26 protein-coding genes are annotated in these 24,514 nt (G+C 64.1%); 10 read left to right on the top strand and 16 right to left on the bottom strand.

Annotated elements, in window-relative coordinates; genetic code table 11:
• The first annotated feature begins 33 nt into the window (after positions 1-33).
• The 7 genes from ttcA (at position 34) to BW975_RS03425 (ending at position 7,518) form a co-directional block, all read left to right on the top strand.
• Positions 34-912 carry a tRNA 2-thiocytidine(32) synthetase TtcA gene (gene ttcA, locus BW975_RS03455; protein ID WP_076530987.1) on the top strand — a complete coding sequence of 293 codons (879 nt, stop codon included), beginning with the start codon at positions 34-36 and terminating at the stop codon, positions 910-912.
• Positions 913-971: 59 nt separating this feature from the next.
• Entirely contained in the window at positions 972-2,504 is a 1,533-nt protein-coding gene (locus tag BW975_RS03450; protein WP_076530986.1) for a putative bifunctional diguanylate cyclase/phosphodiesterase, read from the top strand.
• Positions 2,505-2,740: 236 nt separating this feature from the next.
• Positions 2,741-4,570, top strand: a complete 1,830-nt coding sequence (gene yidC / locus BW975_RS03445) for a membrane protein insertase YidC (RefSeq protein ID WP_076530984.1) — start codon at positions 2,741-2,743, stop codon at positions 4,568-4,570.
• Positions 4,564-5,313 (top strand): MOSC domain-containing protein, encoded by a 750-nt coding sequence (locus BW975_RS03440; RefSeq protein ID WP_170846579.1) that lies wholly within the window; start codon positions 4,564-4,566, stop codon positions 5,311-5,313. Before yidC ends, BW975_RS03440 begins: the two co-directional genes overlap by 7 nt.
• The gene (yihA, locus tag BW975_RS03435; protein ID WP_076530981.1) at positions 5,313-5,966 is read left to right on the top strand and encodes a ribosome biogenesis GTP-binding protein YihA/YsxC; all 654 of its coding nucleotides are present in this window, start codon (positions 5,313-5,315) and stop codon (positions 5,964-5,966) included. The genes BW975_RS03440 and yihA overlap by 1 nt, the downstream gene beginning before the upstream one ends.
• 65 nt (positions 5,967-6,031) lie before the next feature.
• Complete coding sequence (argB, locus tag BW975_RS03430; protein WP_076530980.1) at positions 6,032-6,892, top strand: acetylglutamate kinase; 861 nt, start codon at positions 6,032-6,034, stop codon at positions 6,890-6,892.
• Positions 6,889-7,518 carry a 4Fe-4S dicluster domain-containing protein gene (locus BW975_RS03425; RefSeq protein WP_076530978.1) on the top strand — a complete coding sequence of 210 codons (630 nt, stop codon included), beginning with the start codon at positions 6,889-6,891 and terminating at the stop codon, positions 7,516-7,518. The genes argB and BW975_RS03425 overlap by 4 nt, the downstream gene beginning before the upstream one ends.
• A gap of 58 nt (positions 7,519-7,576) precedes the next feature.
• Here BW975_RS03425 and BW975_RS03420 read toward each other — a convergent pair whose 3' ends face one another.
• The 8 genes from BW975_RS03420 to BW975_RS03385 all read right to left on the bottom strand — a co-directional run bounded on the left by BW975_RS03420 (position 7,577) and on the right by BW975_RS03385 (position 15,036).
• Positions 7,577-8,341: an amino acid ABC transporter ATP-binding protein gene (locus BW975_RS03420; RefSeq protein WP_076530977.1), complete on the bottom strand. Its 765-nt coding sequence runs from the start codon at positions 8,339-8,341 to the stop codon at positions 7,577-7,579.
• A 12-nt stretch (positions 8,342-8,353) separates the two neighbouring features.
• Positions 8,354-9,652 (bottom strand): amino acid ABC transporter permease, encoded by a 1,299-nt coding sequence (locus BW975_RS03415; protein WP_076530975.1) that lies wholly within the window; start codon positions 9,650-9,652, stop codon positions 8,354-8,356.
• Position 9,653: 1 nt separating this feature from the next.
• Positions 9,654-10,868: an amino acid ABC transporter permease gene (locus BW975_RS03410; protein WP_076530973.1), complete on the bottom strand. Its 1,215-nt coding sequence runs from the start codon at positions 10,866-10,868 to the stop codon at positions 9,654-9,656.
• Positions 10,869-11,001: 133 nt separating this feature from the next.
• Positions 11,002-12,021 (bottom strand): amino acid ABC transporter substrate-binding protein, encoded by a 1,020-nt coding sequence (locus tag BW975_RS03405; protein ID WP_076530971.1) that lies wholly within the window; start codon positions 12,019-12,021, stop codon positions 11,002-11,004.
• Between the two features lie 201 nt (positions 12,022-12,222).
• On the bottom strand, positions 12,223-12,936 hold the full coding sequence (locus tag BW975_RS03400) for an ATP12 family chaperone protein (protein WP_076530970.1): 714 nt from the start codon (positions 12,934-12,936) through the stop codon (positions 12,223-12,225).
• Positions 12,933-13,622 carry an HAD-IA family hydrolase gene (locus tag BW975_RS03395; RefSeq protein ID WP_076530968.1) on the bottom strand — a complete coding sequence of 230 codons (690 nt, stop codon included), beginning with the start codon at positions 13,620-13,622 and terminating at the stop codon, positions 12,933-12,935. The genes BW975_RS03400 and BW975_RS03395 overlap by 4 nt, the downstream gene beginning before the upstream one ends.
• The gene (locus BW975_RS03390; protein WP_076530967.1) at positions 13,619-14,662 is read right to left on the bottom strand and encodes an RluA family pseudouridine synthase; all 1,044 of its coding nucleotides are present in this window, start codon (positions 14,660-14,662) and stop codon (positions 13,619-13,621) included. The genes BW975_RS03395 and BW975_RS03390 overlap by 4 nt, the downstream gene beginning before the upstream one ends.
• Positions 14,659-15,036 (bottom strand): fluoride efflux transporter FluC, encoded by a 378-nt coding sequence (locus BW975_RS03385; protein ID WP_076530965.1) that lies wholly within the window; start codon positions 15,034-15,036, stop codon positions 14,659-14,661. Before BW975_RS03385 ends, BW975_RS03390 begins: the two co-directional genes overlap by 4 nt.
• Before the next feature lie 127 nt (positions 15,037-15,163).
• On the opposite strand from BW975_RS03385, the gene BW975_RS03380 reads away from it, so the two are divergent.
• Both BW975_RS03380 and BW975_RS03375 read left to right on the top strand, forming a co-directional pair.
• The gene (locus BW975_RS03380) at positions 15,164-16,429 is read left to right on the top strand and encodes a glycerate kinase type-2 family protein (protein WP_076533349.1); all 1,266 of its coding nucleotides are present in this window, start codon (positions 15,164-15,166) and stop codon (positions 16,427-16,429) included.
• Positions 16,430-16,544: 115 nt separating this feature from the next.
• Entirely contained in the window at positions 16,545-16,928 is a 384-nt protein-coding gene (locus BW975_RS03375; protein WP_076530964.1) for a hypothetical protein, read from the top strand.
• Positions 16,929-16,938: 10 nt separating this feature from the next.
• On the opposite strand, the gene rsmD is transcribed toward BW975_RS03375, so the two are convergent.
• Positions 16,939-17,493, bottom strand: coding sequence for a 16S rRNA (guanine(966)-N(2))-methyltransferase RsmD (gene rsmD / locus BW975_RS03370; protein WP_076530962.1), 555 nt, complete (start codon positions 17,491-17,493; stop codon positions 16,939-16,941).
• Complete coding sequence (locus BW975_RS03365) at positions 17,490-18,698, bottom strand: NAD(P)/FAD-dependent oxidoreductase (RefSeq protein WP_076530961.1); 1,209 nt, start codon at positions 18,696-18,698, stop codon at positions 17,490-17,492. The genes rsmD and BW975_RS03365 overlap by 4 nt, the downstream gene beginning before the upstream one ends.
• A 93-nt stretch (positions 18,699-18,791) precedes the next feature.
• Here BW975_RS03365 and BW975_RS03360 point away from each other — a divergent pair, with 93 nt between their 5' ends.
• Positions 18,792-19,280, top strand: coding sequence for a peroxiredoxin (locus tag BW975_RS03360; RefSeq protein WP_076530959.1), 489 nt, complete (start codon positions 18,792-18,794; stop codon positions 19,278-19,280).
• A 75-nt stretch (positions 19,281-19,355) separates the two neighbouring features.
• Here the strand turns inward: BW975_RS03360 and bchJ are convergent, their stop codons facing one another.
• The 6 genes from bchJ to BW975_RS03330 all read right to left on the bottom strand — a co-directional run bounded on the left by bchJ (position 19,356) and on the right by BW975_RS03330 (position 24,455).
• Positions 19,356-19,946, bottom strand: a complete 591-nt coding sequence (gene bchJ, locus BW975_RS03355; RefSeq protein ID WP_076530957.1) for a bacteriochlorophyll 4-vinyl reductase — start codon at positions 19,944-19,946, stop codon at positions 19,356-19,358.
• Positions 19,939-21,603: a magnesium-protoporphyrin IX monomethyl ester anaerobic oxidative cyclase gene (gene bchE, locus BW975_RS03350; protein ID WP_076533347.1), complete on the bottom strand. Its 1,665-nt coding sequence runs from the start codon at positions 21,601-21,603 to the stop codon at positions 19,939-19,941. The genes bchJ and bchE overlap by 8 nt, the downstream gene beginning before the upstream one ends.
• Positions 21,604-21,693: 90 nt before the next feature.
• A complete protein-coding gene (locus BW975_RS03345) occupies positions 21,694-21,990 on the bottom strand; it encodes a 4a-hydroxytetrahydrobiopterin dehydratase (protein WP_076530955.1) in 297 nt (98 codons plus the stop codon).
• On the bottom strand, positions 21,987-23,177 hold the full coding sequence (locus BW975_RS03340) for a GNAT family N-acetyltransferase (RefSeq protein WP_076530953.1): 1,191 nt from the start codon (positions 23,175-23,177) through the stop codon (positions 21,987-21,989). Before BW975_RS03340 ends, BW975_RS03345 begins: the two co-directional genes overlap by 4 nt.
• A gap of 52 nt (positions 23,178-23,229) precedes the next feature.
• Positions 23,230-23,997 carry a glycerophosphodiester phosphodiesterase family protein gene (locus BW975_RS03335; protein ID WP_076530951.1) on the bottom strand — a complete coding sequence of 256 codons (768 nt, stop codon included), beginning with the start codon at positions 23,995-23,997 and terminating at the stop codon, positions 23,230-23,232.
• Positions 23,994-24,455: a RidA family protein gene (locus BW975_RS03330; RefSeq protein WP_076530950.1), complete on the bottom strand. Its 462-nt coding sequence runs from the start codon at positions 24,453-24,455 to the stop codon at positions 23,994-23,996. The genes BW975_RS03335 and BW975_RS03330 overlap by 4 nt, the downstream gene beginning before the upstream one ends.
• Positions 24,456-24,514: the final 59 nt, after the last annotated feature.

The following is a 24,514-nucleotide window of genomic DNA, read 5'->3' as shown; positions in this document are numbered from 1 at the left end:
GCCGGGTGATCTAATCTGAATTAAAGCCTGTCCATGCTGGATGATGCCGACGATATTCACCCGCTCTTTCAGGGCGCGCCCCGCAGCACGGAGTTCCGCAAACTGCGCAAACGCATCGTGCGTCACACGCGCGAGGCGGTGGACCAATATGGCATGGTCGACCGCGCCGCGCCGCGCGCCAAATGGCTGGTATGCCTGTCGGGCGGCAAGGACAGCTATACCTTGCTGGCCGTTCTGCACGAGTTGCAATGGCGCGGCCTGCTGCCCGTAGATCTACTGGCCTGCAACCTGGATCAGGGACAGCCGAATTTCCCGGCGACGGTCCTGCCCGAGTTTCTGAAAACCATGCAGGTGCCCCACCGGATCGAGTATCAGGACACCTATTCCATCGTTGTCGACAAGGTGCCGGCGGGCCGCACCATGTGCGCCCTATGCTCGCGGCTGCGGCGCGGCAATCTTTACCGTATCGCGCGCGAAGAAGGCTGCTCGGCCGTGGTGCTGGGCCATCACCGCGACGATATCCTCGAGACGTTCATGATGAACCTCTTTCACGGCGGGCGCCTCGCCACGATGCCGCCGAAACTGGTGAACGAGGATGGCGATCTTTTCGTCTATCGCCCGCTGGCCCATGTGGCCGAGGCCGATTGCGAGCGATTCGCGAGCGCGATGGGCTATCCAATTATCCCATGCGATCTGTGCGGCAGTCAGGACGGTCTGCAGCGCCAACAGGTCAAGCAAATCCTCGACGGATGGGAGAAGAACAGCCCCGGACGCCGCCAGGTGATGTTCCGCGCCTTGATGAACGCGCGACCGTCGCATCTTCTTGACCCTCAGCTGTTTGACTTTGCGGGGCTTTCCATTGGGTCGGTAAAATCGGACGCAAATTCGGATGACGTTCCAAAACTGCGTTAAGCGCCTGTTGAGGTCCCGTGCGTAGAACGGTTGGCAGCGGGACTTTGAGGGTTAGCCGAATGCCGTCCGAAAAATCAACCTGGCTTGACGGGATCACCACAACTGTGCGGACGGCCCTTTCGGGACGTGTCGCGATCGCGCTTTTCCCGGCGGTCGTGCTGGCCGGCTTCTGGCTGGGCGGTGAGCAGATGCTGATCATGCTCGCGCTTGGCTATCCGGTCTGCCTGCTGTTTTCGGGATTTTACGGCCCGGCAGAGGGGGCGCCCCTGCCCGGCGATGACGATGAAACCGCGTTCGAGCATGTGATGGACGCCGCGATGCGGCGCGCCGTGCAAACCTCGCGACGTACCGGATGCATCCTGCTGGAACTCGATGAATTCTCTGACATGCGCGAGCGTTACGGCATCGCCACCAGTGATGCGTTGATGGATCAGATGATGGGCCGTGTCGCCGGGGCCCTGCGCGCGCGCGACACCGTCCGCCAGATCGAGGATGACCTGCTGGCCGTCTGCCTCGCACCGGTGCGCCAATTGGATCTGGGCGTGATGCTCCAGATGGCCGCGCGCCTGCAGACCCAGATCGAAGCGCCTGTCGTGATTGATGGCGTGACCGCCTATGTCACCGCCTCGGTTGGCCTTGCGCTGGATTCAAGCGTGGCAGAAGCCTCGGGTCCGGGCTTGGTCGCCGGCGCGACCACCGCCCTTGCCGAGGCGCGCCATCACGGCCCCGGATCAATGCGCGCATTCAGCCGCGACATGACATCCCTCGCCGTCACCGCGGCGCCCGACTTGCTCAAGGCGGCGACGGAGGCGCTGGAGAATGGGCAGATACAACCGTGGTTCCAGCCCCAGATCTGCACCGACACCGGGCGCGTCAGCGGGTTTGAAGCGTTGGCCCGCTGGATTCACCCCGAGCGTGGCCTCATCTCGCCCGCAGATTTCCTGCCGCTTCTCGAGCAGGCGGGCGCGATGGAGCGTTTGGGCGAGGTCATTCTTTATAATAGCCTGTCGGCGCTCAAGATCTGGGACGAGGCGGGCCTGGATGTGCCGCAGGTCGGCGTCAACTTCTCGCCAGAAGAGCTGCGCAATCCGCGCCTCGTCAAGAAAATCGAGTGGGAACTGGACCGCTTCGATCTGCCCGCGCGCCGCCTCAACGTGGAGATCCTGGAAACCGTCGTGGCACTGTCGCCAGACGACACGGTGGTGCGCAATATCGCGGGGCTGGCGGATCTGGGTTGTCCCATCGACCTGGATGACTTCGGCACCGGACATGCTTCGATCTCATCCATCCGCCGGTTTGATGTGCAGCGCCTGAAAATCGACCGGTCTTTCGTGATGAAGGTCGACCGCGATCCCGAACAGCAGCGCATGGTCTCGGCCATCCTCACAATGGCCGAGCAACTGGGTCTCGGCACTCTGGCCGAGGGCGTGGAGACAGCGGGCGAGCACGCGATGCTGGCGCAGCTGGGCTGCGGCCATGTCCAGGGCTACGGCATCGGCAGGCCCATTCCGCTGGACGAAACGGTGGCTTGGGTCACGCGCCATATGGCGCGGCTCGAGGCGCCGCCGACCATCGGCCGGCAAATCGGCTGAAAACACGCCAAAACCGGCGAGGCGAGGTGACTGCGACCGGGAATCCCCTTGACCTTTGGGGCCGCACTCTGTTGAACCCTCCGGGTGACCCGCCAAGCCGGTGGCGCGCGTGAAATCGGCCAGTCCGATGCGCACGACACGGCCCGAAACGCGGTAAAGTTGCGCGCGCCCGTGCGCCCGGCGCCCCTTGGGCCGCGCGGGTGCGCGGCCCCCTAACAGATGAGTGGCAGCCCGGAATGGACGATCAGAACAAGAACCTAATTCTCGCCACCGTGCTGAGTTTCCTCGTGATCATGCTGTGGTTCGTCCTGTTCCCCGCCCCGGAGGAGCCTCTGACGCCCCCCACGGATGTAGCCGAGCAGACTGCGGCCGGCGACGCGGACATCGCAGCCACTCCCGGCGCGATCGAAGGCAGCGGCACAACAGGCGACGCCGAGGCGCCCCAAGCTGCCGACGCGCCGCGCGTCGCCATCGACACGCCCAGCCTGAAAGGGAGCATTTCGCTGCAGGGCGGGCGCATTGACCAGTTGTCGCTCAAGAATTATCGCGAGACGATCGAGGAGGACTCTCCCATCGTCAGCCTTCTGTCGCCGGTCGGCAGTGATGCGCCCTATTACGCCCTCTTCGGGTGGGCGCCCGGCGCTGGCCTGACGCCCGATGGCGTGCCGGGCGCCAACACGATCTGGCAGGTCGCCGAAGGCGAGACGCTGACCCCCGGCAGCCCCATCACCCTGACGTGGGATAATGGCGCTGGCCTGACATTTACCCGAGTGATCTCGGTCGATGACAAGTTCATGTTCGACATCGAGCAATCGGTGCAGAACGACAGTGGCAATGCCGTTTCACTTGCGCCTTACGGCATCCTGGCCCGCCACGGCCTGCCCGCCGATCTGCGCAACTTCTTTATCCTCCACGAGGGTGGCATCCGCATGGCGGACGGCGAGCTGACCGAGACGGATTACGACGATTTCGACCCGATCAGCAATGTCAGCACCATCGCGGTCGAGCAGGACGGCTGGACCGGCCTGACCGATCAATACTGGATGACCACGCTGATCCCGCGCGACACCGGCGGCTTCAACGTCACCACGTTGCAGGACACCCGCCGGGACATCTATCAGACCACCGCGCGCATGCCGACCCAGCAGGTCGCCCCCGGCAACAGCGCCACCACCCGACTCGAGGTTTTTGCCGGCGCCAAGGAATGGGAGACGATCCGTCACTACCAGAACGAGGATGGCGTTGACCGCTTTCTCGACTCGATCGACTGGGGCTGGTTCTTTTTCCTGACCAAGCCGATCTTTGCGGTGCTGCACTACCTCAACCAGCTGATCGGCAACATGGGCTGGGCCATCATCGGCCTCACGCTGCTGATCAAGGCGCTTCTGCTGCCTTTGGCCTACAAATCCTACGTCTCGATGGCCAAGATGAAAGAGCTGGGCCCGCAGATGGAGAAGCTCAAGGAAGAGGCCGGCGACGACAAGCAGAAGATGCAAAAGTCGATCATGGAGCTCTACAAGCGCGAGAAGGTGAACCCCGCCTCGGGCTGCTTGCCGATCCTGCTGCAGATCCCGATCTTCTTCTCGCTCTACAAGGTGATCTTCGTCACGCTCGAGCTGCGCCATGCGCCTTGGTTTGGCTGGATCGAAGACCTGAGCGCGCCCGATCCCTCGTCGATCCTGAACCTCTTCGGCCTACTGCCATTTGCGCCGCCAAACCCTGAGTCGGTTCTGGCGATTCTGTCGCTGGGCATCCTGCCGATCCTTTTGGGCATCTCGATGTGGCTGCAGCAGAAGCTGAACCCGACACCAACCGATCCGACGCAAAAGATGATCTTTGCCTGGATGCCTTGGGTCTTCATGTTCATGCTGGGCCAGTTTGCCAGCGGCCTCGTGATCTACTGGATCGCGAACAACACGATCACCTTCGCGCAGCAATACGCGATCATGCGCACCCAAGGTTACAAGCCTGACGTTTTCGGCAACATCATCGAGGGCTTCAAGCGCAAGCCCAAGGATGATGCCCCCGCAGACAAGAAGGCGAAGGCCAAGGGCGACAAATCGTGACACGCGTTGCCGCAATCTGGCGCCACCCGATCAAGGCCCATGGCTTTGAGGCGCTGGAGCGCGTGCATCTGGCCGAAGGCACGACCCTGCCTTGGGACCGCCGCTGGGCCGTGGCGCATGAGGCGGCGGCGCCCGAGGCGGATGGCCGTGGCTGGGCACCCTGCGCCAACTTCTCGCGCGGGGCCAAGGCGCCACAGCTGATGGCGATCTCGGCAACGAGTGATCTGGAGGCGGGCAAGGTGACGCTGCGCCACCCTGAGCGCGGCGAGCTGACATTTGATCCCGATGCCGATGCGGGCGCATTTCTCGAATGGGTGCGCCCATTGATGCCTGAGGGCCGCGCGCAATCAGCCGCTGTGGTACGCGCGCCGGATCAGGGCATGACCGACAGCGATTTTGCGTCGATCAGCATCATCAACCTCGCCTCGGGCGCTGATCTGGGCGCGCAGCTGGGCCAGGATCTGTCGCCGCTGCGCTGGCGCGCCAATATCCATCTCGACGGGCTGGAGCCGTGGGCCGAGCGCGGCTGGGTCGGCCGGATCTTGCGCATCGGCGGCGCCGAGCTGGAGCTGCGCGAGGAAATCACACGCTGCCGCGCCACCACCGCCAATCCCGAAACCGGCGCGCGCGATGCAGACACGCTCGGCGCACTCAAGGCGCTGGGGCATCAGGAGTTCGGCCTATACGGCGTCGTCACGCGCGGTGGCCAGATCGCCGTGGGCGATGCGGCGGAGGTGATCTGATGGACAGTCTGCCCTTCCCCATTGCCGAGGAGCCGGACCAGATCACGTCCGAGCGGGGCCGCATCCTCTTTGCCGGAGAGACCGAGTTTCTCAAAGGCGTCGTCGCCATGTCCGGCCTGCCCGATCCTGACCGGATCGAGGTGTGCTTCGCCGGGCGCTCGAATGTGGGCAAATCGACGCTGATCAACGCGTTGACGGGACGCAAAGCGCTAGCGCGGGCATCGAACACGCCGGGCCGCACGCAGGAGGTGAACTTTTTCACCCTCGCGGACAGTCATTACCTCGTCGATCTGCCGGGCTATGGCTATGCCAACGCGCCGCTGCCAGTGGTGGAAAAATGGCAGGCCCTGCTCAAGCGCTACCTCTCGGGGCGCCAAAACCTGCGCCGCGCCTTTGTGCTGGTCGACACGCGCCACGGCATCAAGGCGGTGGACCACGAGATCATGAGTCTGCTGGACAGCTCGGCCGTGACGTTCCAGGTGGTGATGACCAAGGCGGATAAGCTGCGCGGCACCGAGCTGGAGACGATCCTCAATCAGGTGCGCGGCGAGCTGAAGCGCCATCCCGCCGCCTTTCCCGAGTTGATCCTGACCTCCAGCGAGAAGGGCGACGGCATCGCCACATTGCGCGCGACGATCGCGGGCCTTGTGTGAGATCGGCCTGATCGCTTGCAAGCCTCGCCGCGCCGCCCGATAGTCAAAGGCCCGAGGACCAACAGATGAAGCAACGTGATATGAACCGCGACTGGATTTCGACCGCCCGCACCCTCAGCGAGGCGCTGCCCTACCTACAACGCTACGACGATGCGATCGTCGTCATCAAGTTCGGCGGCCATGCCATGGGCGATGACGAGGCGATGGAGACCTTCGCGCGCGACGTCGTGCTGATGCGCCAGGTCGGCGTAAACCCGGTGATCGTGCATGGCGGCGGCCCCATGATCAACGAAATGCTGGAAAAACTGGCGATCAAGTCCGACTTCGTGAACGGCAAGCGGGTGACCGACGAGGCGACCATGGAGGTCGTCGAGATGGTCCTGTCGGGCCGCGTGAACAAGCGGATCGTGCAGGCGATCAACGCGCAGGGCGGCCGCGCCGTGGGCCTGTCGGGCAAGGATGCCAATCTGGTGATCTGCGATCCGGCGGATCCGGCCCTCGGCCTTGTCGGCGCGCCGTCGCAGGTGGATCCGGGCATTCTGCACACGCTGTTCAAGGACGACGCGATCCCGGTGATCGCCCCCCTGGGCGCGGGTCGGAGCGGCGAGACCTATAACATCAACGGCGACACCATGGCCGGCGCCATTGCCGCCGCGCTCAAGGCGGATCGCCTTTTGCTTCTGACAGATGTGGACGGGGTGCGCGACGCCTCCGGCCATGTCATCACCGATCTCAAGGCCGACCAGGTGCGCGCGATGACCGCCGATGGCACGATTTCGGGCGGCATGATCCCCAAGACGGAAACCGCGCTCGATGCGATTGCGGGCGGTGTGCGGGCGGTCGTCATCCTTGACGGGCGCGTGCCCAACGCGCCGCTGCTGGAGCTGTTCACCGAACATGGCGCAGGGTCGATGATCCGCGCATGACGGATCTTGCGGCCATCACGGATGCGGCAAAGGCTGCGCATCTGGACGTGATGGGCGGGCTGCATGAGGGGGACGGCACGGTGATCCTCTTGGGTCCGGCGCGCGGCTTCTGGACCGCGCTCAAGGCCAGCCCCGAGTGGCAGGACGGCACGCCCGACCCGGTCGATCGCTGGTCGCTGCGCGTCATCGGCGCGCTGGCGGCGCGCCTGAGCGCGGAGCCGCTCTTTCCCTTCGGCGGGCCGCCATACCTGCCCTTCCTGCGGTGGGCCACCGACACGGGCCGGGCGTGGCAAAGCCCGGCGGGGATGCTGGTGCATGACGTTCAGGGCCTTTGGGTGTCGTATCGCGGCGCACTGCGTTTCGCGGCCAAGATCGCCCTGCCCGCGCCCTCGCCAAGCCCGTGCGAGACCTGCGCCGATCAGCCCTGCCTCAGCGCTTGCCCCGTCGATGCGCTGAGCGCCGCGCGGGGCTATGACGTGGCGGCCTGTCACGGATTTCTGGACACCCCGGCGGGCGCCGATTGCCTGACCAATGGCTGCAAGGCCCGTCGCGCCTGTCCGGTCAGCCAGGCATTCGGGCGCGACGCCGAACAATCGGCCTATCACATGAGCCGCTTTCACCGCTGAGCCGCATGCAAAAAAGGGCGGCCCGATGGACCGCCCTTCGCATTTCTTACCAAAGTGTTCAGTGACCCAGGATCTGGCTCAGGAACAGTTTGGTCCGCTCGGATTTGGGGTTGTTAAAGAATTCCTCGGGCTCGTTCTGTTCGACGATCTGGCCCTGATCCATAAAGATCACGCGGTTGGCGACCTGCCGGGCAAAGCCCATCTCATGCGTGACGCAGAGCATTGTCATGCCTTCCTCGGCCAGCTCGATCATGGTGTCGAGCACTTCCTTGATCATCTCGGGGTCGAGCGCCGATGTCGGCTCGTCAAAGAGCATGATCCGAGGCTTCATGCAAAGCGAGCGCGCGATGGCCACACGCTGCTGCTGACCACCCGAAAGCTGGCCGGGATACTTGTTGGCCTGATCGGGAATTTTGACTTTCTCGAGGAAATGCATCGCGGTCGCCTCGGCCTCGGCTTTGGGCGTCTTGCGGACCCAGATGGGGGCCAGCGTGCAATTCTCGAGAATGGTCAGGTGCGGAAAGAGGTTGAAGTGCTGAAAGCACATGCCGACCTCGCGCCGGATCTTGTCGATGTTCTTGATGTCGTTCGACAAGCGCGTGCCATCGACCTCGATCGTGCCTTTCTGGTGCTCTTCCAGCGCGTTGATGCAGCGGATCAGCGTGGATTTGCCCGAGCCCGAAGGCCCGCAAATCACGATCCGCTCGCCCCGGTTCACCGTCAGATCGATATCGCGCAGCACGTGAAAGCTGCCATACCATTTGTTCATGTTCTGGATCGAGATGGCGACCTCGTCCGAGACCTTCATTTGAGCTTCGGCCATGAGAGATCTCCCTTAACGATGACCGGTCTGAAGCTGACGCTCCAACCATTGTGAGTATTGCGAAATGCCGTAGCAAACGACGAAGAAGAGGAGCGCGGCAAAGCTGAACAGCTCCCAGTAAACGCCGTTCCATTCGGTCGAAGCCAGGATCGGACCGCGGATCATGCCGACCAGATCGAACATCGAGATGACCGAGACCAGCGTGGTATCCTTGAAAAGGCCCACCGCGATGTTGACGATGCCGGGGATCGAGATCTTGAGCGCCTGCGGCAGGATGATCAGCCGCATCGCCTGCGGGTAATCGAGGCCAAGGCTGTCGCCCGCCTCATACTGGCCCTTCGGCAGCGCGGCGAGGCCACCCCGGATCACCTCGGCGATATATGCCGAGGCAAACATGGTGATCATGATGATCACGCGCAGGATCAAGTCAAAGGTTGTGCCCGGCGGCAGGAAGTAGGCCAGAACCACGTTGGCGACGAAAAGCAACGTGATCAGCGGAACGCCCCGGATGAACTCGATGAAGACGACGCAGATGCCCTTGATCAGCGGTAGGTTGGACTGCCGCCCCAGCGCCAGAACGATGCCCAGCGGGATCGACAGCGACACGCAGGTCACGCCGAGAATCAGGTTCAACATGAAACCGCCCATATCGCGGGACGGCACGACCTCGAGCCAAGGTGTCTCGGGCGCGATCAGCCCGACGATAATGCCGCCAAGCCACCAGACAACGGCCGCGGCACCGATCGCGCCAAAGAAACCGGCGGCAAAGTTGCCTTTGACCAGCCGTGCATAGGCGATGTAGCCGGCGACAAAGCCCAAGAGCGCAACGATGGGGATCAAAACCGTGCCGCCCCAGATCAGCCAATAAGCCAGGAACGGGTAGAGCCCGGTAAAGATCAGCAGCTTGCGCGGCAGCTTGAAGAACATGACCGGCGCCAGCGCCACGAAGAGTAAAATGAACGAGATGCCCGGACGCCAGTATTGATCGCTGGGGTATTTGAACCCGAAGAGAAGCTGGTTCCAACGCTCGGTCAGGACCGAGAAGCAGGCACCGACCTCGCCCTGCAGCACTTCGCGGCAGGCCGAGAGGCTGGGCGTGGTCCAGACCCCGTTGCTGAGCCACGGCCAGACCGACGCGACGATCAGATAGATGAAGTAGAGCGCGGCGATGGTCAGCGCGCCGTTGGCCCACGAGCTGAAGAGGTTTGCGCGCATCCAGCGCACAGCTCCGGCCTCCGCCGCCGGCGGGGGCGATGGGGGGATTGCGGTGTTGCGGACGAAGGCGACGGATTCTGCGTGCGTGTCAGACATATTACCGCTCCTTCAGCTTAACGGAGTTGTTGTAGACGTTCATGATCGCCGAGATCGACAACGAGATGGCGAGGTAGAACAGCATCAGCAAAAGCACGCACTCGATGGCACGGCCCGTCTGGTTCAGGGTGATCCCGCCCAGCGTCGCGGTGACGTCGGCATAGCCGACGGCGATGGCCAGCGATGAGTTCTTGGTCAGGTTCAGATATTGCGAGATCAGCGGTGGAATGATGACGCGCAGCGCCTGAGGCAGCACCACGAGATTCATGATCCGGCGCGGGCGCAGGCCGAGCGCGGCGGCGGCCTCGGTCTGGCCGTGGCTGACCGCCTGGATACCGGCGCGCACGTTCTCCGCGATGAAGGCGCCGGTATAGATCGACAAGGCGAACCACAGCGCAATCAGCGGCGCACCGATCTTGATGCCGCCTCCGAAGTTGAAACCCGAGAGCACAGGAATATCGAGGCCGATGGGACGCCCAAGGATGAAAAACATGAGGATCGCGGGCACGAAAATGATCGCAACCGTGGGCCAGCCCATGGGCAGCAGCTTGCCCGTGTCAAAGAGCAGCTTCTTGGCGTAGGCGCGATAGGCGAAGGCCGCGATGATGGAGAGGATGAAGGTGACGACCACGACCATGGAGCCGGGGTTCCAGACGGGCGCAGGAATATAGATTCCACGATTGGTGAAGGCGATGAGGCCCATCAGCATCGTGCTGTCGGGCGTCTCGCCACGAAAGGCACTGGGTGCGGGCAGCGACACGGTCATGATCGCGTAGATGATCAGGATCCAGATCAGGACCGGCACGTTGCGGAACGCTTCGACATAGGCGGCCATGAGGCGCGAGACGATCCAGTTCTTGCTGAGGCGCAGAACCCCGGCAATCACGCCAAAGATCGTTGCCATGATGCAGCCCAGAACCGCGACCAGAAGGGTATTGAGGATACCGACCTTGGCCGCCTGCCAGTTCGATGACTGGCTGTCATACGGGATCAGCGCCTGGCCCACGTCATATCCCGCCGCCTCATCGAGAAAGCCGAAAGAGATGTTCAGGCCCGCAGCGCGCAGGTTCGAAACGAGGTTATAGCCCAGATACGAGAATGCTGCGATCAGAAGGAGCAGGGCGATCGCCTGAAAGGTAAAGGCCCGATAGCGCGTGTCGCTCAACAGTTGAGATACGCGGAATCCGCCCGTGTCGGGGTCGGTAATGGTGCTCATGTGACTTCCCTGGTTTTCCGGACGATCGGTGTCGGGGATGGTTTTTCCGTCCCTCGCATCGCGCGGTTTTTATCTCTGATGTGCCTTGGAAAGGTCGAGGGGCGCGGACCATGCCGCGCCCCTCAGGTCGTTCTTAGCGGAAGGGGGGCGAATACAGCAGGCCGCCGTCCGTCCACTGTGCGTTCAGACCACGCGCCAGGCCGATCGGGCTACCTTCGCCGATGTTCTTCTCGAAGATCTCGCCGTAGTTGCCGCCTGCCATGATGGCGCGCTTGGCCCACTCATTGTCCAGACCCAGCATCTCGCCCAGGTTGCCCTCGGTGCCGAGGATCCGGTTGACTTCGGGTGCATCGCCGGCCTGTGCCGACAGCTCGCCGATATTGGCGCTGGTGATCCCGGCTTCTTCGGCGGCGATCAGAGCGTTCAGAGTCCAGCGGACGACATCGGCCCACTCGCTGTCACCGTGGCGCACCAGCGGTGCGAGCGGCTCTTTCGAGATGATTTCGGGCAGCAGGACGTGATCGCCCGGCGTCTCAAACGTCGCGCGCGTCGATGCCAGACCCGACATGTCGGTGGTGTACGCGTCGCAGGCACCGGCCAGATACTGCTGGTTGCCTTCTGCGTTGGTTTCGATCGGAACCGGCTCGTAGCTGATGTTGTTCTTGCGGAAATAGTCAGCAAGGTTCAGCTCGGTTGTGGTGCCGGTCTGCACGCAGACGGTCGCGCCGTCCAGATCCTTGGCCGAGCTGACGCCCAGCGCCTTGGGGACCATGAAGCCCTGACCGTCGTAGTAGTTGACGCCGGTGAATTCGAACTTGAGATCAACGTCGCGGCTCAGCGTCCAGGTGGTGTTGCGCGCCAGCATGTCGATCTCGCCCGAGGCCAGAGCCGTGAAGCGGGTCTTGCCGGTTGTGGGCACGAATTCGATAGCGGTCGGATCGTCCAGAACGGCGGCGGCGACAGCGCGGCACAGCGCGACGTCAAAGCCTTGCCATTCGCCATTGGCGTCCGGAGCGGCGAACCCGACGAGACCGGTGGTCACGCCGCAGTTCAGCTTGCCGCGTGCCTTGACGTCATCGAGGGTCGCAGCAGCAGCGGCACCGGCAGAAAGGCCGGCGACTGTCAGCGCACCAAAGATTACGGATTTTTTCATTTTTACCTCTTCCTGATTTTCCACCCGTTCAGTCAGGGTGGTTCAATAGATCCATGATGGATCATAGCATAACGCAGAGGGTTGCACCCCCCGAGTGGACCAGAGTTTGGCGGGATTCATTCCAAAAGGTCAAGGGCCGCATGACGAAAAATGATGTTTCCGCATCTGCGCTTACTCTGCGTCAGGCGGCTGTTTTAGCGCCTATTTTTCACTGGCAAGACAATAGAATTCCTGAGCGTGCAAAAACGCGCTGCGCTTGATCGCCGCAGCATCTTCGGCCTCCTCGTCGGCGCCCCATAACTCTGCCTGCCATGCCTCATCGAGGCGCGAGATCTCCCACAGCTCGGCTGCCGGGCGCGCGCCATGCTGCACCGCAAGGCCTATGATCAATGAGCCTGAGAGCGACACCAGATCATGCAGGGCAGTCAACTGGAATACGCCCTGACCGCGCACGGCGCTCCGCAATCTTTGAACGACGTCAGGGTCCTGCACATGGGGCATGATGCCCTCCGCGATCCGCAGACGCGCGTTCAGGGCCGAATCGGCCCAATCCAGCAGCGGGTCCCATTCTTCGGCCTGGCGCAGCACCAGCTCTTGTGGCGATGTGGCGCGATAGCACAGCAGATCCGTCTCGCCATAGGCGGCGATCATGTCGGCCACTTCGGCATGCTGATGTGCCACCTTGTCGATGGCGGCATTTGCCGATCGCGTCATGGGCATCTTGCGCGGGTCGATCTTTTCCTCGATTGCGTCCCATTCTGCGGCGATGGCAGCGGCAAGCGCCGGGGTCGGCACCACCAGCGGCGCCTTGGCGGGCGTCTTGACCGCACGCGAATCCAGCGCAACACCGTAGCCCGCATCTTCTTCGGTCACGCGCGCGTCGGTCCAGAATCGTTTCGCCGCCCATTCACTCATGCAGGCACCTCCGATTGCAGATTGGGCCATTTGCGGGACAGGCAGGCAGGCAGGTCATCCCAACTGCTCAGCAGGTGATCGGGCGCCAGATCGGCAGCCGGGTGGTATCCCCAACTCACGCCGATCGTGCTGATCCCGGCCGCGCGCGCCATGTCCATGTCATAGGTCGTATCGCCGATCATCACCGCGTCGCGGGCGTCGATTCCGGTCTCGCTCAGCGCAGCGTGCAGCATTGCCGGATGCGGCTTGGAGGGGTGATGGTCCGCCACTTGATGCGTCACGAAGAGGCCATGCAGCCCATGCCCCTCGATCAGCTTGTCGAGGCCGCGGCGCGACTTGCCCGTGGCGACGCCCAGCAGCAGATCGTCGCGGGCAGCAAGGCTGTCCAGCATCGCCCGCGTGCCCGGAAAAAGAGGCGAGGATTGCGCGGCGCCCGCCTGCGCGCGCAAGCTCATGTAGCTGCGCTTGTAGGCCTCGACGAGCGCGTCATGCGTCGACGCGTCCAAATCAGGCGCCAGCCGCGCCATCGCCACATCCAGCGACAGGCCGATGATGCCGCGGACCGCCGGATCCTTCGGCGCGGGCGCGCCGATCTCGGCAAAAGCGTGGCGCATCGAGGCGATGATATCGCCCTGACTGTCCACCAATGTGCCGTCCACGTCGAATATGACGAGGCGCAGGGTCATTCCAGCTCCTCGAACGGGTCGGCGGGCACATCGGCGGGCGACCATTGGAACGTATCCCACGTGTGCTGCATATGCTGCGGCAGCGGCGCGGTAATATGCAGGATGGCGCGTGTCACCGGATGCTCGATCTTGAGCGAGCGGGCATGCAGGTGCAGCTTTTTCGAGATGTCGCCGCCCAGTTGCGCGCCCCAGCCATCACCCATGTTTTCCTGGCTTGATCCACCGTATTTGCCATCGCCAACAACGGGATGCCCCAGCTCGGCCATATGCGCACGCAGCTGGTGGGTGCGGCCCGTCACCGGGACCAGAGCACACCAGCAGGCGCGGGCCCCTACCGCTTCGAGTACAGCGTAATCCGTGGTCGCGTGCTTGGCGCCGGGGGTGTCGTCCACGTCGCGCGGGTGCAGGGCGTGCATCTTCTCGCCCTCGCCCTTGGCGCCGTGACCGGGCGCCTTGACCAACCCGAATTTGATCGTCCCCATGCGCGGGGTCGGCACGCCCGCGACGGCGGCCCAGTAAAGCTTGCGGGTATTGCGGTGCCGGAAGGCCGCGGTCAGCCCCTTGGCCGCCTCGCGCGTGCGCGCCAGCAGCAGGACACCGGACGTGTCCTTGTCGAGCCGGTGCACGAGACGCGGTTTTTCCTCGAGGCCAAAGCGCAGCGCCTCGGCGAGGCCATCGACATGGCGTGTCGTTTTCGATCCTCCCTGCACCGGCAGGCCCGGCGGCTTGTTCAGGGCGATCACATGATCGTCGCGATAGATCACGCAGGCGCGGATCATCGCTGCGTCGGCGTCGGTCACATGGGCGCGGGCGCGCGCCGTCGCCTCGGCAGCATCGGGCAGAGGCGGGATGCGCACAGCCTGCCCCGGCTCCAGCCGGGTCGCGGCCTTGACCCGCCCGCCATCGACGCGCAAATCGCCCTTGCGGCACATCTTCTCGATGCGGCCTTGCTGCAGATGCGGAAACTGGCGGCGCAGCCAACGGTCCAGCCGCTGATCCGCATCGTCCTTGGACACATAAATCGTCTGAACGCCGCTCATGCGAGCATTCCTTTCATCAACCAGATTCCGAGGGCCAGCGCCCCGATCGACAGCCCCACCGACAATCCCACATAGGCGAGCATCGCCGCCACCTCCCCCCGCTCGATCAGCGTCCACGCCTCCAGCGAGAAGGCCGAGAAGGTTGTGAAGCCGCCCAGTATGCCGGTCATCACGAACGGGTTCAGCGCCGCATGCCCCCGTTCGAGCGACCATATCGCGAAGGCGCCCATCAGGAACGAGCCGATGACGTTGACCCCCAGCACCGCCACCGGAAAGCCAGGCGTGGCCATGCGTAGCGCCAGCAGTCCCGCACCGTAGCGCAAGATGGCTCCGATGGCGCCACCCAAGGCGACCGAGAGGAAGGTCATGGACATGCGCGCTCTGTCGCGCGGCGCCGGGTTGTTGTCAAGGTCGCGGCACCGGGGGGCGCGTGCGAAACGGCTTGTTTCGCGGGGCTGGCCCGGTAACATCACGGCGGATGATGCGGCGAAAGGCCCCTTGATGACCGAAACCCCCGAGGCGCTGCTGCGCCGCCTGTTCGACCGCGCCGTGGCCGTGGCCGATCCGATGCAGAGCCTTCCCGCCCATCTGCCGCCCCGCCCGGCAGGCCGGGTGGTGGTGGTCGGCGCGGGCAAGGCCTCGGCCCGGATGGCCGAGGCGGTCGAGGCGCAATGGGGGCCCTGCGAGGGTCTGGTGATCACGCGCTACGGCTATGGCCGCCCGTGTGCGGGGATCGAGATCGCGCTGGCCGCGCATCCCGTGCCCGACGAGGCCGGGGTAGAGGCGACCGCGCGCATGCTGGATCTGCTGGAGGGGTTGGGCCCGGAGGATTTTGTACTGGCCCTCATTTCCGGCGGGGCCTCATCGCTGCTCATCGCGCCTGCAGGCAATATCACACTGGCGGAAAAGCAGGCCATCAATGAGGCGCTTCTGGCCTCGGGCGCGCCCATCGGCAGGATGAATGCGGTGCGCAAGCATCTGAGCCGGGTGAAGGGCGGCGGTCTGGCGGCGGCGGCCTATCCCGCGCGCATGCTGGCGCTGATGATATCGGACGTGCCGGGGGATGATCCGGCGGTGATCGGATCAGGGCCGACGGTGGGCGAGCCGAGCGCACCGGACGCCGCGCGCGCCATCCTTGAAGAGCATGGCATAAAAATGCCCGCGTCCGCACAGGCGGTGCTGGCAGGGCCGCGTTATGCCTTGGAGCCTGATGATCCACGCCTCGCCCGGACCGAAAACATCGTCTTCGCCGCGCCGTCGCACTCGCTTGCTGCCGCCGCAGCAATGGCCGAGGCAGAAGGTCTGGACGTGCAGATCCTCGGTGACGATATCGAGGGCGAGGCGCGTGAGGTCGCTCTGAACCACGCCAGATTAGCGATTGAGGCACAATGCGCGCTCGCCTCCGGCGACAGGCCCATCCTGATACTGTCCGGAGGCGAATTGACCGTCACGCGGCGCGGAGACGGCGTCGGCGGGCCGAACGCGGAATATGCGCTGGCGCTTGCCATCGCGCTTAAGGGCGCGCCGGGCATCTACGCCATCGCCTGCGATACCGACGGGGTCGACGGTGCCGCCGAAGTGGCGGGCGCAATCATCGGTCCCGGCACGTTGCAGGCCGCGCAGCAAGCCGGCGTCTGCCCCGAGAAGGCGCTGGCGCAGAACGATGCGCACCGCTTCTTCGCCGCTGTTGGTGGGCAGGTGATTACCGGGCCCACGCTGACGAATGTCAACGATTTCAGGGCGATCCTGATCCGGCCCGGCGCGTGATGCATCGCGCGTTCAATCCTTGCGTGCGTTGAATAGCTCGGAAATTGTGCTACTTTTACCTCAACTCGATTGCGGCATTGCCACCCGCCGCATTGCCAGATGAGGATTCGCTGCCATGTTTCGTCGCCAAATCATAACTGCCGCGCTGGCGCTTGCACTTGTGCCGATGGGTGCGGCCCTGCCCGCGCAAGAGGCCGTGATGAGCGCGGAGGAGGTCGAAAACCTGCTGACCGGAAACACCGCCGCAGGGGTTTGGGACGGCGTTCCCTACAAGTCCTATTTTGGCCCCAACGGCACGACGATCTACGACCCGGCAGACGGCGATGCGCTGGTCGGCAAATGGCGCGTCAATCCAGAGACCGGCCAATTCGAAAGTTTCTGGGCCGCCGTCGGCTGGACCGCCTATTCGGTTTTGCGTACCGACCGCGGTTTGGCTTGGGAGGTGGACGGCCAGACCTATCCATTCGAGCTGGTCGAGGGGCGCGAGTTGGCCGAATAGGCCGCTCTGCCTAGCCGCGCCACTCCAGCAATGTGATCTGCGTGTCGCCGTATTTGCGCCGGTCCTTTTGCCCCATGCCCTTGGGCGGGATGACTGGCGCGCTCTCCTCCCAGACAATCAACGCGCCGGGCGCGATCCAGCCGCCCGCCAGCGCCGAAGCGAGTGCCGCCTCCCCCAGCCGACGCGCATAGGGCGGATCCAGAAAGACGAGATCCGCCGGGGCGCCTTCGACCGCGCCCAGCGCGCAGGCGTCGCGGCGCAGCACCCTGGCGCGGGGTGCGGCCTTGGTCAGGCCGATATTCTCTTGCAAGAGACCCAGCGCGGCGCGTCCATTCTCGACAAAACGGGCCGAGGCCGCGCCGCGCGACAATGCCTCGAGACCCAGCGCACCGGTTCCGGCAAAGAGGTCCAGCACATCGGCGCCCTCGATCGCGCCAAGGCTGGCCAGCATGTTGAAGAGACTCTCGCGTACCCGGTCCGAAGTGGGGCGCAGCTGCGCCGCCGCATCCCCCTGCCCCAGATCCGCCAATTTGCGCCCTCGCGCGCTGCCCGCGATGATCCTCACGCCAGCAGCGACTTCAGCTCGACCTTCGGGTCGGCCACCGCCTCAGGCGCGGGCGAGCGGCCGGCGTCGATCAGACGCTTGCCGACCATGTAGGCGCGCGGCTCGTTCATGGCATCGACGGCCAGCAACTTGCTTCCTTGGAAATACCAGAAGGACGCAGCATGCGCGCCGGTCGCAGGGCGGGTGACGATCCGGTCATATCCGGCGCTGAGGCCCGCAATCTGGAGTTTGACGTCATACTGATCGGACCAGAACCAAGGCTGGGGGACATAGGCGTGCCCCGCACCCAGAATGTTGTCAGCCACGCATTCTGCCATGTCGATGGCGTTCGGCACGCTTTCCAGACGCAGACGCGCGCCGCGATAGGGGAAGGACGCGCAATCGCCTGCAGCCCAGATCGCCGGATCGCTGGTGCGGCCCTCGGCATCCACCGCGATCCCGTTGTCGATGGTCAGGCCAGCCTCCTCGGCCAGCGCGGTGCCGGGCGCGATACCCACTCCGACGATGACGAAGTCGACGTCCAGCTCGCTTCCGTCGCTCAGCCGCGCGCCGGTCACACGGCCCTCGCCCAACAGGCGCTCGAGGCCGACTCCCTCACGGATATCGACGCCATGGGCGCTATGCAGATCGCGGAAGAAATCAGATGTCTCGGGCGCGGCGACGCGTTGCAGGATGCGCTCTGACATCTCGACCAGCGTGACCTTCAGCCCCCGCTTGGCCGCGACAGCCGCCGCCTCGAGCCCGATATAACCGCCGCCCACGATCAGCACGCGCGCGCCTTCGGCAAAACGCGGCGCCATGGCATCGGCATCGGCGAGGCCGCGCACCACATGCACCCCGTCCAGATTGCCTCCGATGGCGGCGGGCAGGCGCCTTGGCGCGGAGCCTGTGGTCAGCACGAGCGTGTCGTAGGGCACATCCTGGCCGCCCACGCGCACCCTGCGCGCCTCGCGGTCTATCGCCTCAACATGCGCGCCGAGGCGCAGATCTACGCCCGTTTCTTCGTAGAATTGCAGGGGCCGCAGATACAGGCGCTCCAGCTCCAGATCGCCCATGAGATATGCCTTGGACAGCGGCGGGCGCTGGTAAGGCGGCGCGGTTTCTTCGCCGATCAGGGTAATGCGGCCTTCAAAGCCGCCTTTGCGCAGGCGCGCGACCAAGGATGCACCGGCCTGCCCGGCCCCAACCACGACGATATCCGACATCAACGCTCTTCCGATCTTTTTCCCATGGCTTCACCGCCGCGCAGCCTATATCGCTTGGGTATCACAGCGCAAACTTTAGGCAAGGACCCCATTATGAGCATTTCCACCGGCGACAAGATCCCTTCGGCAACCCTGACGCGCATGGGCGAAAACGGCCCCGAGGCAGTTGATCTGGCCGCTCTGACCGCAGGGCGCAAGGTCGTCATCTTTGCGGTGCCGGGCGCCTTTACCGGCGTGTGCCACAACGCGCATGTGCCCAGCTTCGTGCGCACCAAGGATCAATTCGACGCAAAGGGTGTGGATGAAATCATCTGCGTCACCGTCAACGACCCGTTCGTCACGGGCGCATGGGGCGAGGTCACCGGCGCCACGGCGGCGGGCATCACCATGCTGGGCGATCCGATGTCGAAATTCACCCAAGCCATGGGCATGGATTTCACCAATGAGGATGCAGGCTTGATCGCGCGTTCCAAGCGTTACGCGATGGTGGTCGAGGACGGCACCATCACGGTCCTGAACGAGGAAGAGAACCCCGGCCTGTGCGACGTGTCCGCGGGCGAGGGTCTGCTGGACGCGATGTGATCCGGCGGCTGGCTTGATTTTGGAAACGCCCGGCGCGCGACATGCGGCCGGGCGTTTTGCGTTATGGCTGCGCGCTCAGGCGCTCAGCTCGAAACGGCAGCAGTCGCCGCCCGGCTGCGCGCCGCAGCGCGTCTCGGTGCAGGTCGCGTCCGGCGCGACCAACGTGCGGTAGAGCTGCGCAAACACGCTGGCATGCCAGTTGCAAAGGCACGCGTCGCTGACCTCGCCCCGGATCAGGGGATTGTCCACGATCTCGAAGGTCCACGCATCGACGACCTGCAACTGCCCCGAGCCGACGAAGGTCCACGCATGTCCGGCAATGGCGCGCGACAGAAGGCGCGCGGCAAGCCTTTTCGGCAGGGCCTTGAGCAGGGTTTGCGCAGCGGGCGGGATACGGTGGCGCAGAATGTATTGCGCCGTTTCGACACCCGCATGTGCGGTCAGGGCTGGGGCAAGCTCCGGCTCCTCTCGGCGCAGCTGGTGATGCAGGCGCGCCGCATCTCTTTCGGGGATCATGCGGCTGCCATCCGGCACCTCAAAGATCCCGGCGGCGGCGAGTGTACTGGCCCGCCGCTCCGGACCACCCAGACGGTCGAGCACGGGCAGAAGCTGCAGAACCGCATTTGGCCCGATCAGCCCCGGCGCGCGCTCCGTCCCCTCAAGCATCGTCCATCTGCCGGTCGCCGCCGCCACAGATCTTGACCTCGGCGCCGTTGGGCATCTTGAAGCCCTCGGAGCGCGTTATCGCACGTGCCTTGCCTTGGGCGCGCAAAGCTTCGCGGCGCTCGGCCGCGCGGGCGGCCTTGTCGGCGGACGCGTCCCAATCCTCCATCTGCGCCTCGGCAAGCTGGCGGGTCTCATCAAAGTGGAAATCGACGGACTTCCTGCTTTGCGGCCCCCAATACCCGGCCTTGCCCAGATCGTAGAAGGTGCGCTGATAGCCGGCCTTTAGAAAGGCGTAGAGGCAGCCCAGCAGGTAGCGCCGGCGAAACCCGGTGCCGCGCCATGGGTAATGGAACAGCGCCTTGCGACTGTAGAAGCGGCGGTAGTTGTTCATCACGCCGTCCAAGAGCTCGCCACGCTCCATCGCGGCGGGCTTCATGATGGGCGTGACGAAGTTGTATTTCGAGAAGTCGAAGATCTCGACCTGATCCTTCAGCTCCTGAAAGAGCGGCGTGAAGGGCCAAGGCGTATACATCGCCCAGTTGGCCAGATCCGGCTGCCAGTCCCACGCCATGCGAAAGGTCTCTTCCAGCGTCTCGGGTGTCTCATTGTCCAGCCCGACGATGAATTGCGCCTCGACCAGGATATCGGCCTCGCGCAGTAGGCGAATGGCGGTCTTGTTCTCTTCGACCTTGGTTTCCTTGTTGAAGACATCCAGCTTCATCTGCGCCGCCGCCTCGGTGCCGAGACTGACATGCACAAGACCCGCCTCGCGGTAGAATTTCAGCAGATCACGGTCGCGGTAGATATCCGTCACCCGCGTGTTGATGCCCCATTTCACGCGTTTCGGAAGGCCGCGGTCGATCAATTCCTGGCAGAAGGCGACAAATTTCTTCTTGTTGATGGTCGGCTCTTCGTCAGCGAGGATGAAGAACCCGACACCGTGATTGTCGACTAGATCCTCGATCTCGTCGACGACGTCCTTCGGCTCGCGCACGCGGTAATCGCGCCAGAATTTCCACTGACTGCAAAATGAGCAGGTGAAGGGGCAGCCGCGCGCGAGGTTGGGGATCGCAACGCGCGTGCCAAGCGGGATGTAGATGTATTTCGACCATTCCAGAACGGTCCAGTCCGGCTTGATCTTGCTGAGGTCTTTGACCGTCGAGGCCGCCTGCGTCGCGACGATCTTGCCGTCATCGAGAAAGGCGAGGCCCTTGATCTTGTGCCGGTCCGCGGGAAAGCGGCCATCCTCGATCGCAAGCATGAGCTCCGTGCAGACCTCTTCGCCCTCGCCGCGCACGATCACGTCGATCCAGGGCGCCTCGCTCAGAACCTGCTTGTACATGAAGGTGGCATGCACGCCGCCCATGACCCGGACGGCGTTCGGCGCGACATCGCGGGCAATCTTCAACACGTCTTCGGCGCGATAGATCGACGGGGTAATGGCGGTGACGCCCACGACATCGGGCGCGAAGGCCTCGATCTGTCTGGCCAGATCGGCATCCGTCAAACCATCGGTCATCGCATCGATGAAATGCACTTCGTCGAAACCCGCCTGCCGCAGATGACCGGTCAGGTAGGCGACCCAGGCGGGTGGCCAAGTGCCGGCGATCTCAGCGCCGCCGGACCGATAATTCGGATGAACGAAGAGAATGCGCATGCTGACCTCCAAATGTGTAAATCTAGGCTTACACATTTGGTGTCATTTATATTTGACACAGATCAATTCGATATCACGGAGGCTGCGGCCTCAGCTGGCCAGTATATCCATCTTGCGCGCCAGCTTGGCATCCAGCGTGCTCAGCCCGTCCACGTCATGCGTCGTCAGCGTCACGGTGACGGTGTTGTAGACATTGCTCCACTCGGGGTGGTGATTCCATTTCTCGGCCCAGACGCCCGCGCGGACCATCCAGCCCAGCGCATCGGCGAAATCCGAGAACTTGAAGTCCTTGGTGATGGCATCGCGTCCGTCGACCATGCTCCAGCCGTCCTTCAGCAGCGGCTCGATCATCGTGGTGCGGGCTGTGTCGCTGAGTTTCTCGGTCATTCCTGGTCTTCCTTCTGTTCCTTTCTGAACGGCCCGTAGGACGTCAGAACCTCAATGTCTTCTTCCACTGCCGCGCCCTCGGCCCGCAGGTACTGAGCCACCGCCTCGGCAAAGCCGGGATCCCGGATCCAATGCAACGAATGGGTCGCCACCGGCAGATACCCGCGCGCCAGCTTGTGCTCGCCCTGCGCACCTGCCTCGACGCGGCTGAGGCCATGGGCCAGCGCAAAGTCGATGGCCTGATAATAGCACAACTCGAAATGCAGACACGGGTGGTCCTCGGTGCAGCCCCAGTAGCGGCCATATAACGCCGACGCGCCGATGAAGTTCACGGCACCCGCGACGGGCGTGTCGCCGTCCATTGCCAGGATGAGCAATATGTCGTCCCGCAGCGTCTCATGCGCGATCTCGAAAAATGCGCGCGTCAGGTAGGGCGTGCCCCATTTGCGCGCGCCGGTATCTTGGTAGAATTCCCAGATCGCGTCCCAGTGATGTGGCTCGATCTGGCCTCCCGTCAGCTGCACGATCTCGCCGCCAAAATCCTGTGCCGTGCGTCTCTCCTTGCGGATATTCTTGCGCTTGCGCGCACTCAGCGCGGCGAGAAACCCGGCGAAATCGCCGAAGCCTTCGTCGTGCCAGTGAAACTGCTGCCCCGTGCGCCGCATCAGGCCCATCTCGGCGCCCGCCTGCGCTTCGGCCTCGGTGCAGAAGGTGACGTGCAAAGACGACAGGTTGTTCTGCTCGCCGATCTGCACCGCGCCCTGAATCAGCGCCGCCCGCCCCACATCCTCAAAGCCGGGACGGGTCAAAAACCGGCGGCCCGTGGCCGGGGTAAAGGGCGCCGCGATCTGCAATTTCGGGTAATAGCGCCCGCCCGCGCGGTGATAGGCCTCGGCCCAGCCGTGGTCGAAAACATATTCGCCCTGGCTGTGCGACTTGGCATAGAGCGGCGCGCAAGCGATGATCTGGCCATCCTGCTCGGCGGTCAGGTATTGCGCCTGCCAGCCGGTGCCTGGCCCGACCGAGCCGCTATCCTCCAAAGCCTTGAGGAAACGATAGGTGGTAAAGGGATCATTCGGACGCGCGCCATCCCCCGCCTCGGGGCAGGCGCATGCATCCCAAGCGGCGGCGTCGATCCCGCCCAGATCGCCATGCGCGCGGATGGTGATTTCGCCCTGTGCCGTCATGCCGGATCCGCCCTGCTGCCCACGCCCTAACCTGTGCCCGGCGCGCCGAAATTCAAGCGGGCAAGGCGGGCAGATACCCCTCGAAGGTGATATTCTGCGCGATGCGCCCGGCGGTCTTTGCCGCCTCCTGGCTGCGAATGGTCCAGCAAAGGATATCGGCGCCCGCCGCTTTCAACTCGGCCACGCGGGGGCGATCCAGATCGTCCCATTGGTGACTGATGAAACTGGCGCGCGCGGCCTCCATATCGGGGATTGCGCGCAGGCGGTCGCGGATCTGGGGCGTCAGCTCGGGGCAATGATCGGGCGCGTAATCGCAAGTGACGATACCGCGCGGGATCGTCGGCGCAAGTTTCGCCAGCCAGATCACGCTATGAGGATTGAAGGACATGAGCGCGACCGCGCCTTCATAGCCCGCCAGGTCGCGCACCACAGCCTCTTCCAGCATGCCGTTCGTCTCACCCATCTGGCCGTGCTGATCCTTGACCTCAATCAGCAGCGGCACGCGCCCGGCGACGAGCGCCAGCACCTCGGCCAAGGTCGGAATGCCCTCATCGGTGCCGTTCAGCGTGATACCGGCGAGGCCCGCCGCGCTATGCGCGCGGACCGGTCCGGCGCCGTTCGTGAGGCGATCCAGGTTGTCATCGTGGAACACCATGGCGACACCGTCGGACGACATCTGCACGTCGATCTCGATGCCGTAGCCATGCTCCATCGTGGCGCGAATCGCCGCGCGCGAGTTTTCAAGCCGCTCCGAGCCGGGGCGATGCAGCGCGCGATGCGCCAGAGGAACGGCCAGAAAGGCCGGGTCGAGCCGGATCATTTGATCTGGAAAACGCCTTCGATTTCCACGGCCACACCCAGCGGCAGAGAGGCCGCCGAGACCGCGGCGCGCGCGTGCTTGCCCGCATCGCCAAGCGCCTCGCCGATGAAGTCCGAGGCGCCGTTGATTACCTGCGGCTGCTCGGTGAAATCGGGGGTCGAGTTGACGAAACCGCCCAGTTTGACCACGCGCACCAGCCGGTCCAGATCGCCGCCACAGGCCGCCTTTACCTGCGCCAGAAGCGCGATGGCACAGCTCCGCGCCGCATGCGCACCGGCGGCGACATCCAGATCATCACCCAGCTTGCCTGTCAGCAGGCCGCTTTCATCGCGCGAGATCTGGCCCGACACATAAAGAATGTCGCCGACCTGCACGTAAGGCACGTAATTTGCCGCAGGGGCCGGTGCGTCAGGCAGGGTAACACCCATCTCTGCCAGCTTGGTTTCAAATTTGCTCATGTGCCTCGTCCTTCGCGCTGATGATTTGGCGCAAGCTAACGCCGTGCGCATGGGATTAA

This window comes from Roseovarius nanhaiticus (assembly GCF_900156535.1).
Classification (GTDB): Bacteria; Pseudomonadota; Alphaproteobacteria; order Rhodobacterales; family Rhodobacteraceae; genus Roseovarius; species Roseovarius nanhaiticus.
This window is presented reverse-complemented; position numbering and strand designations above follow the sequence as displayed.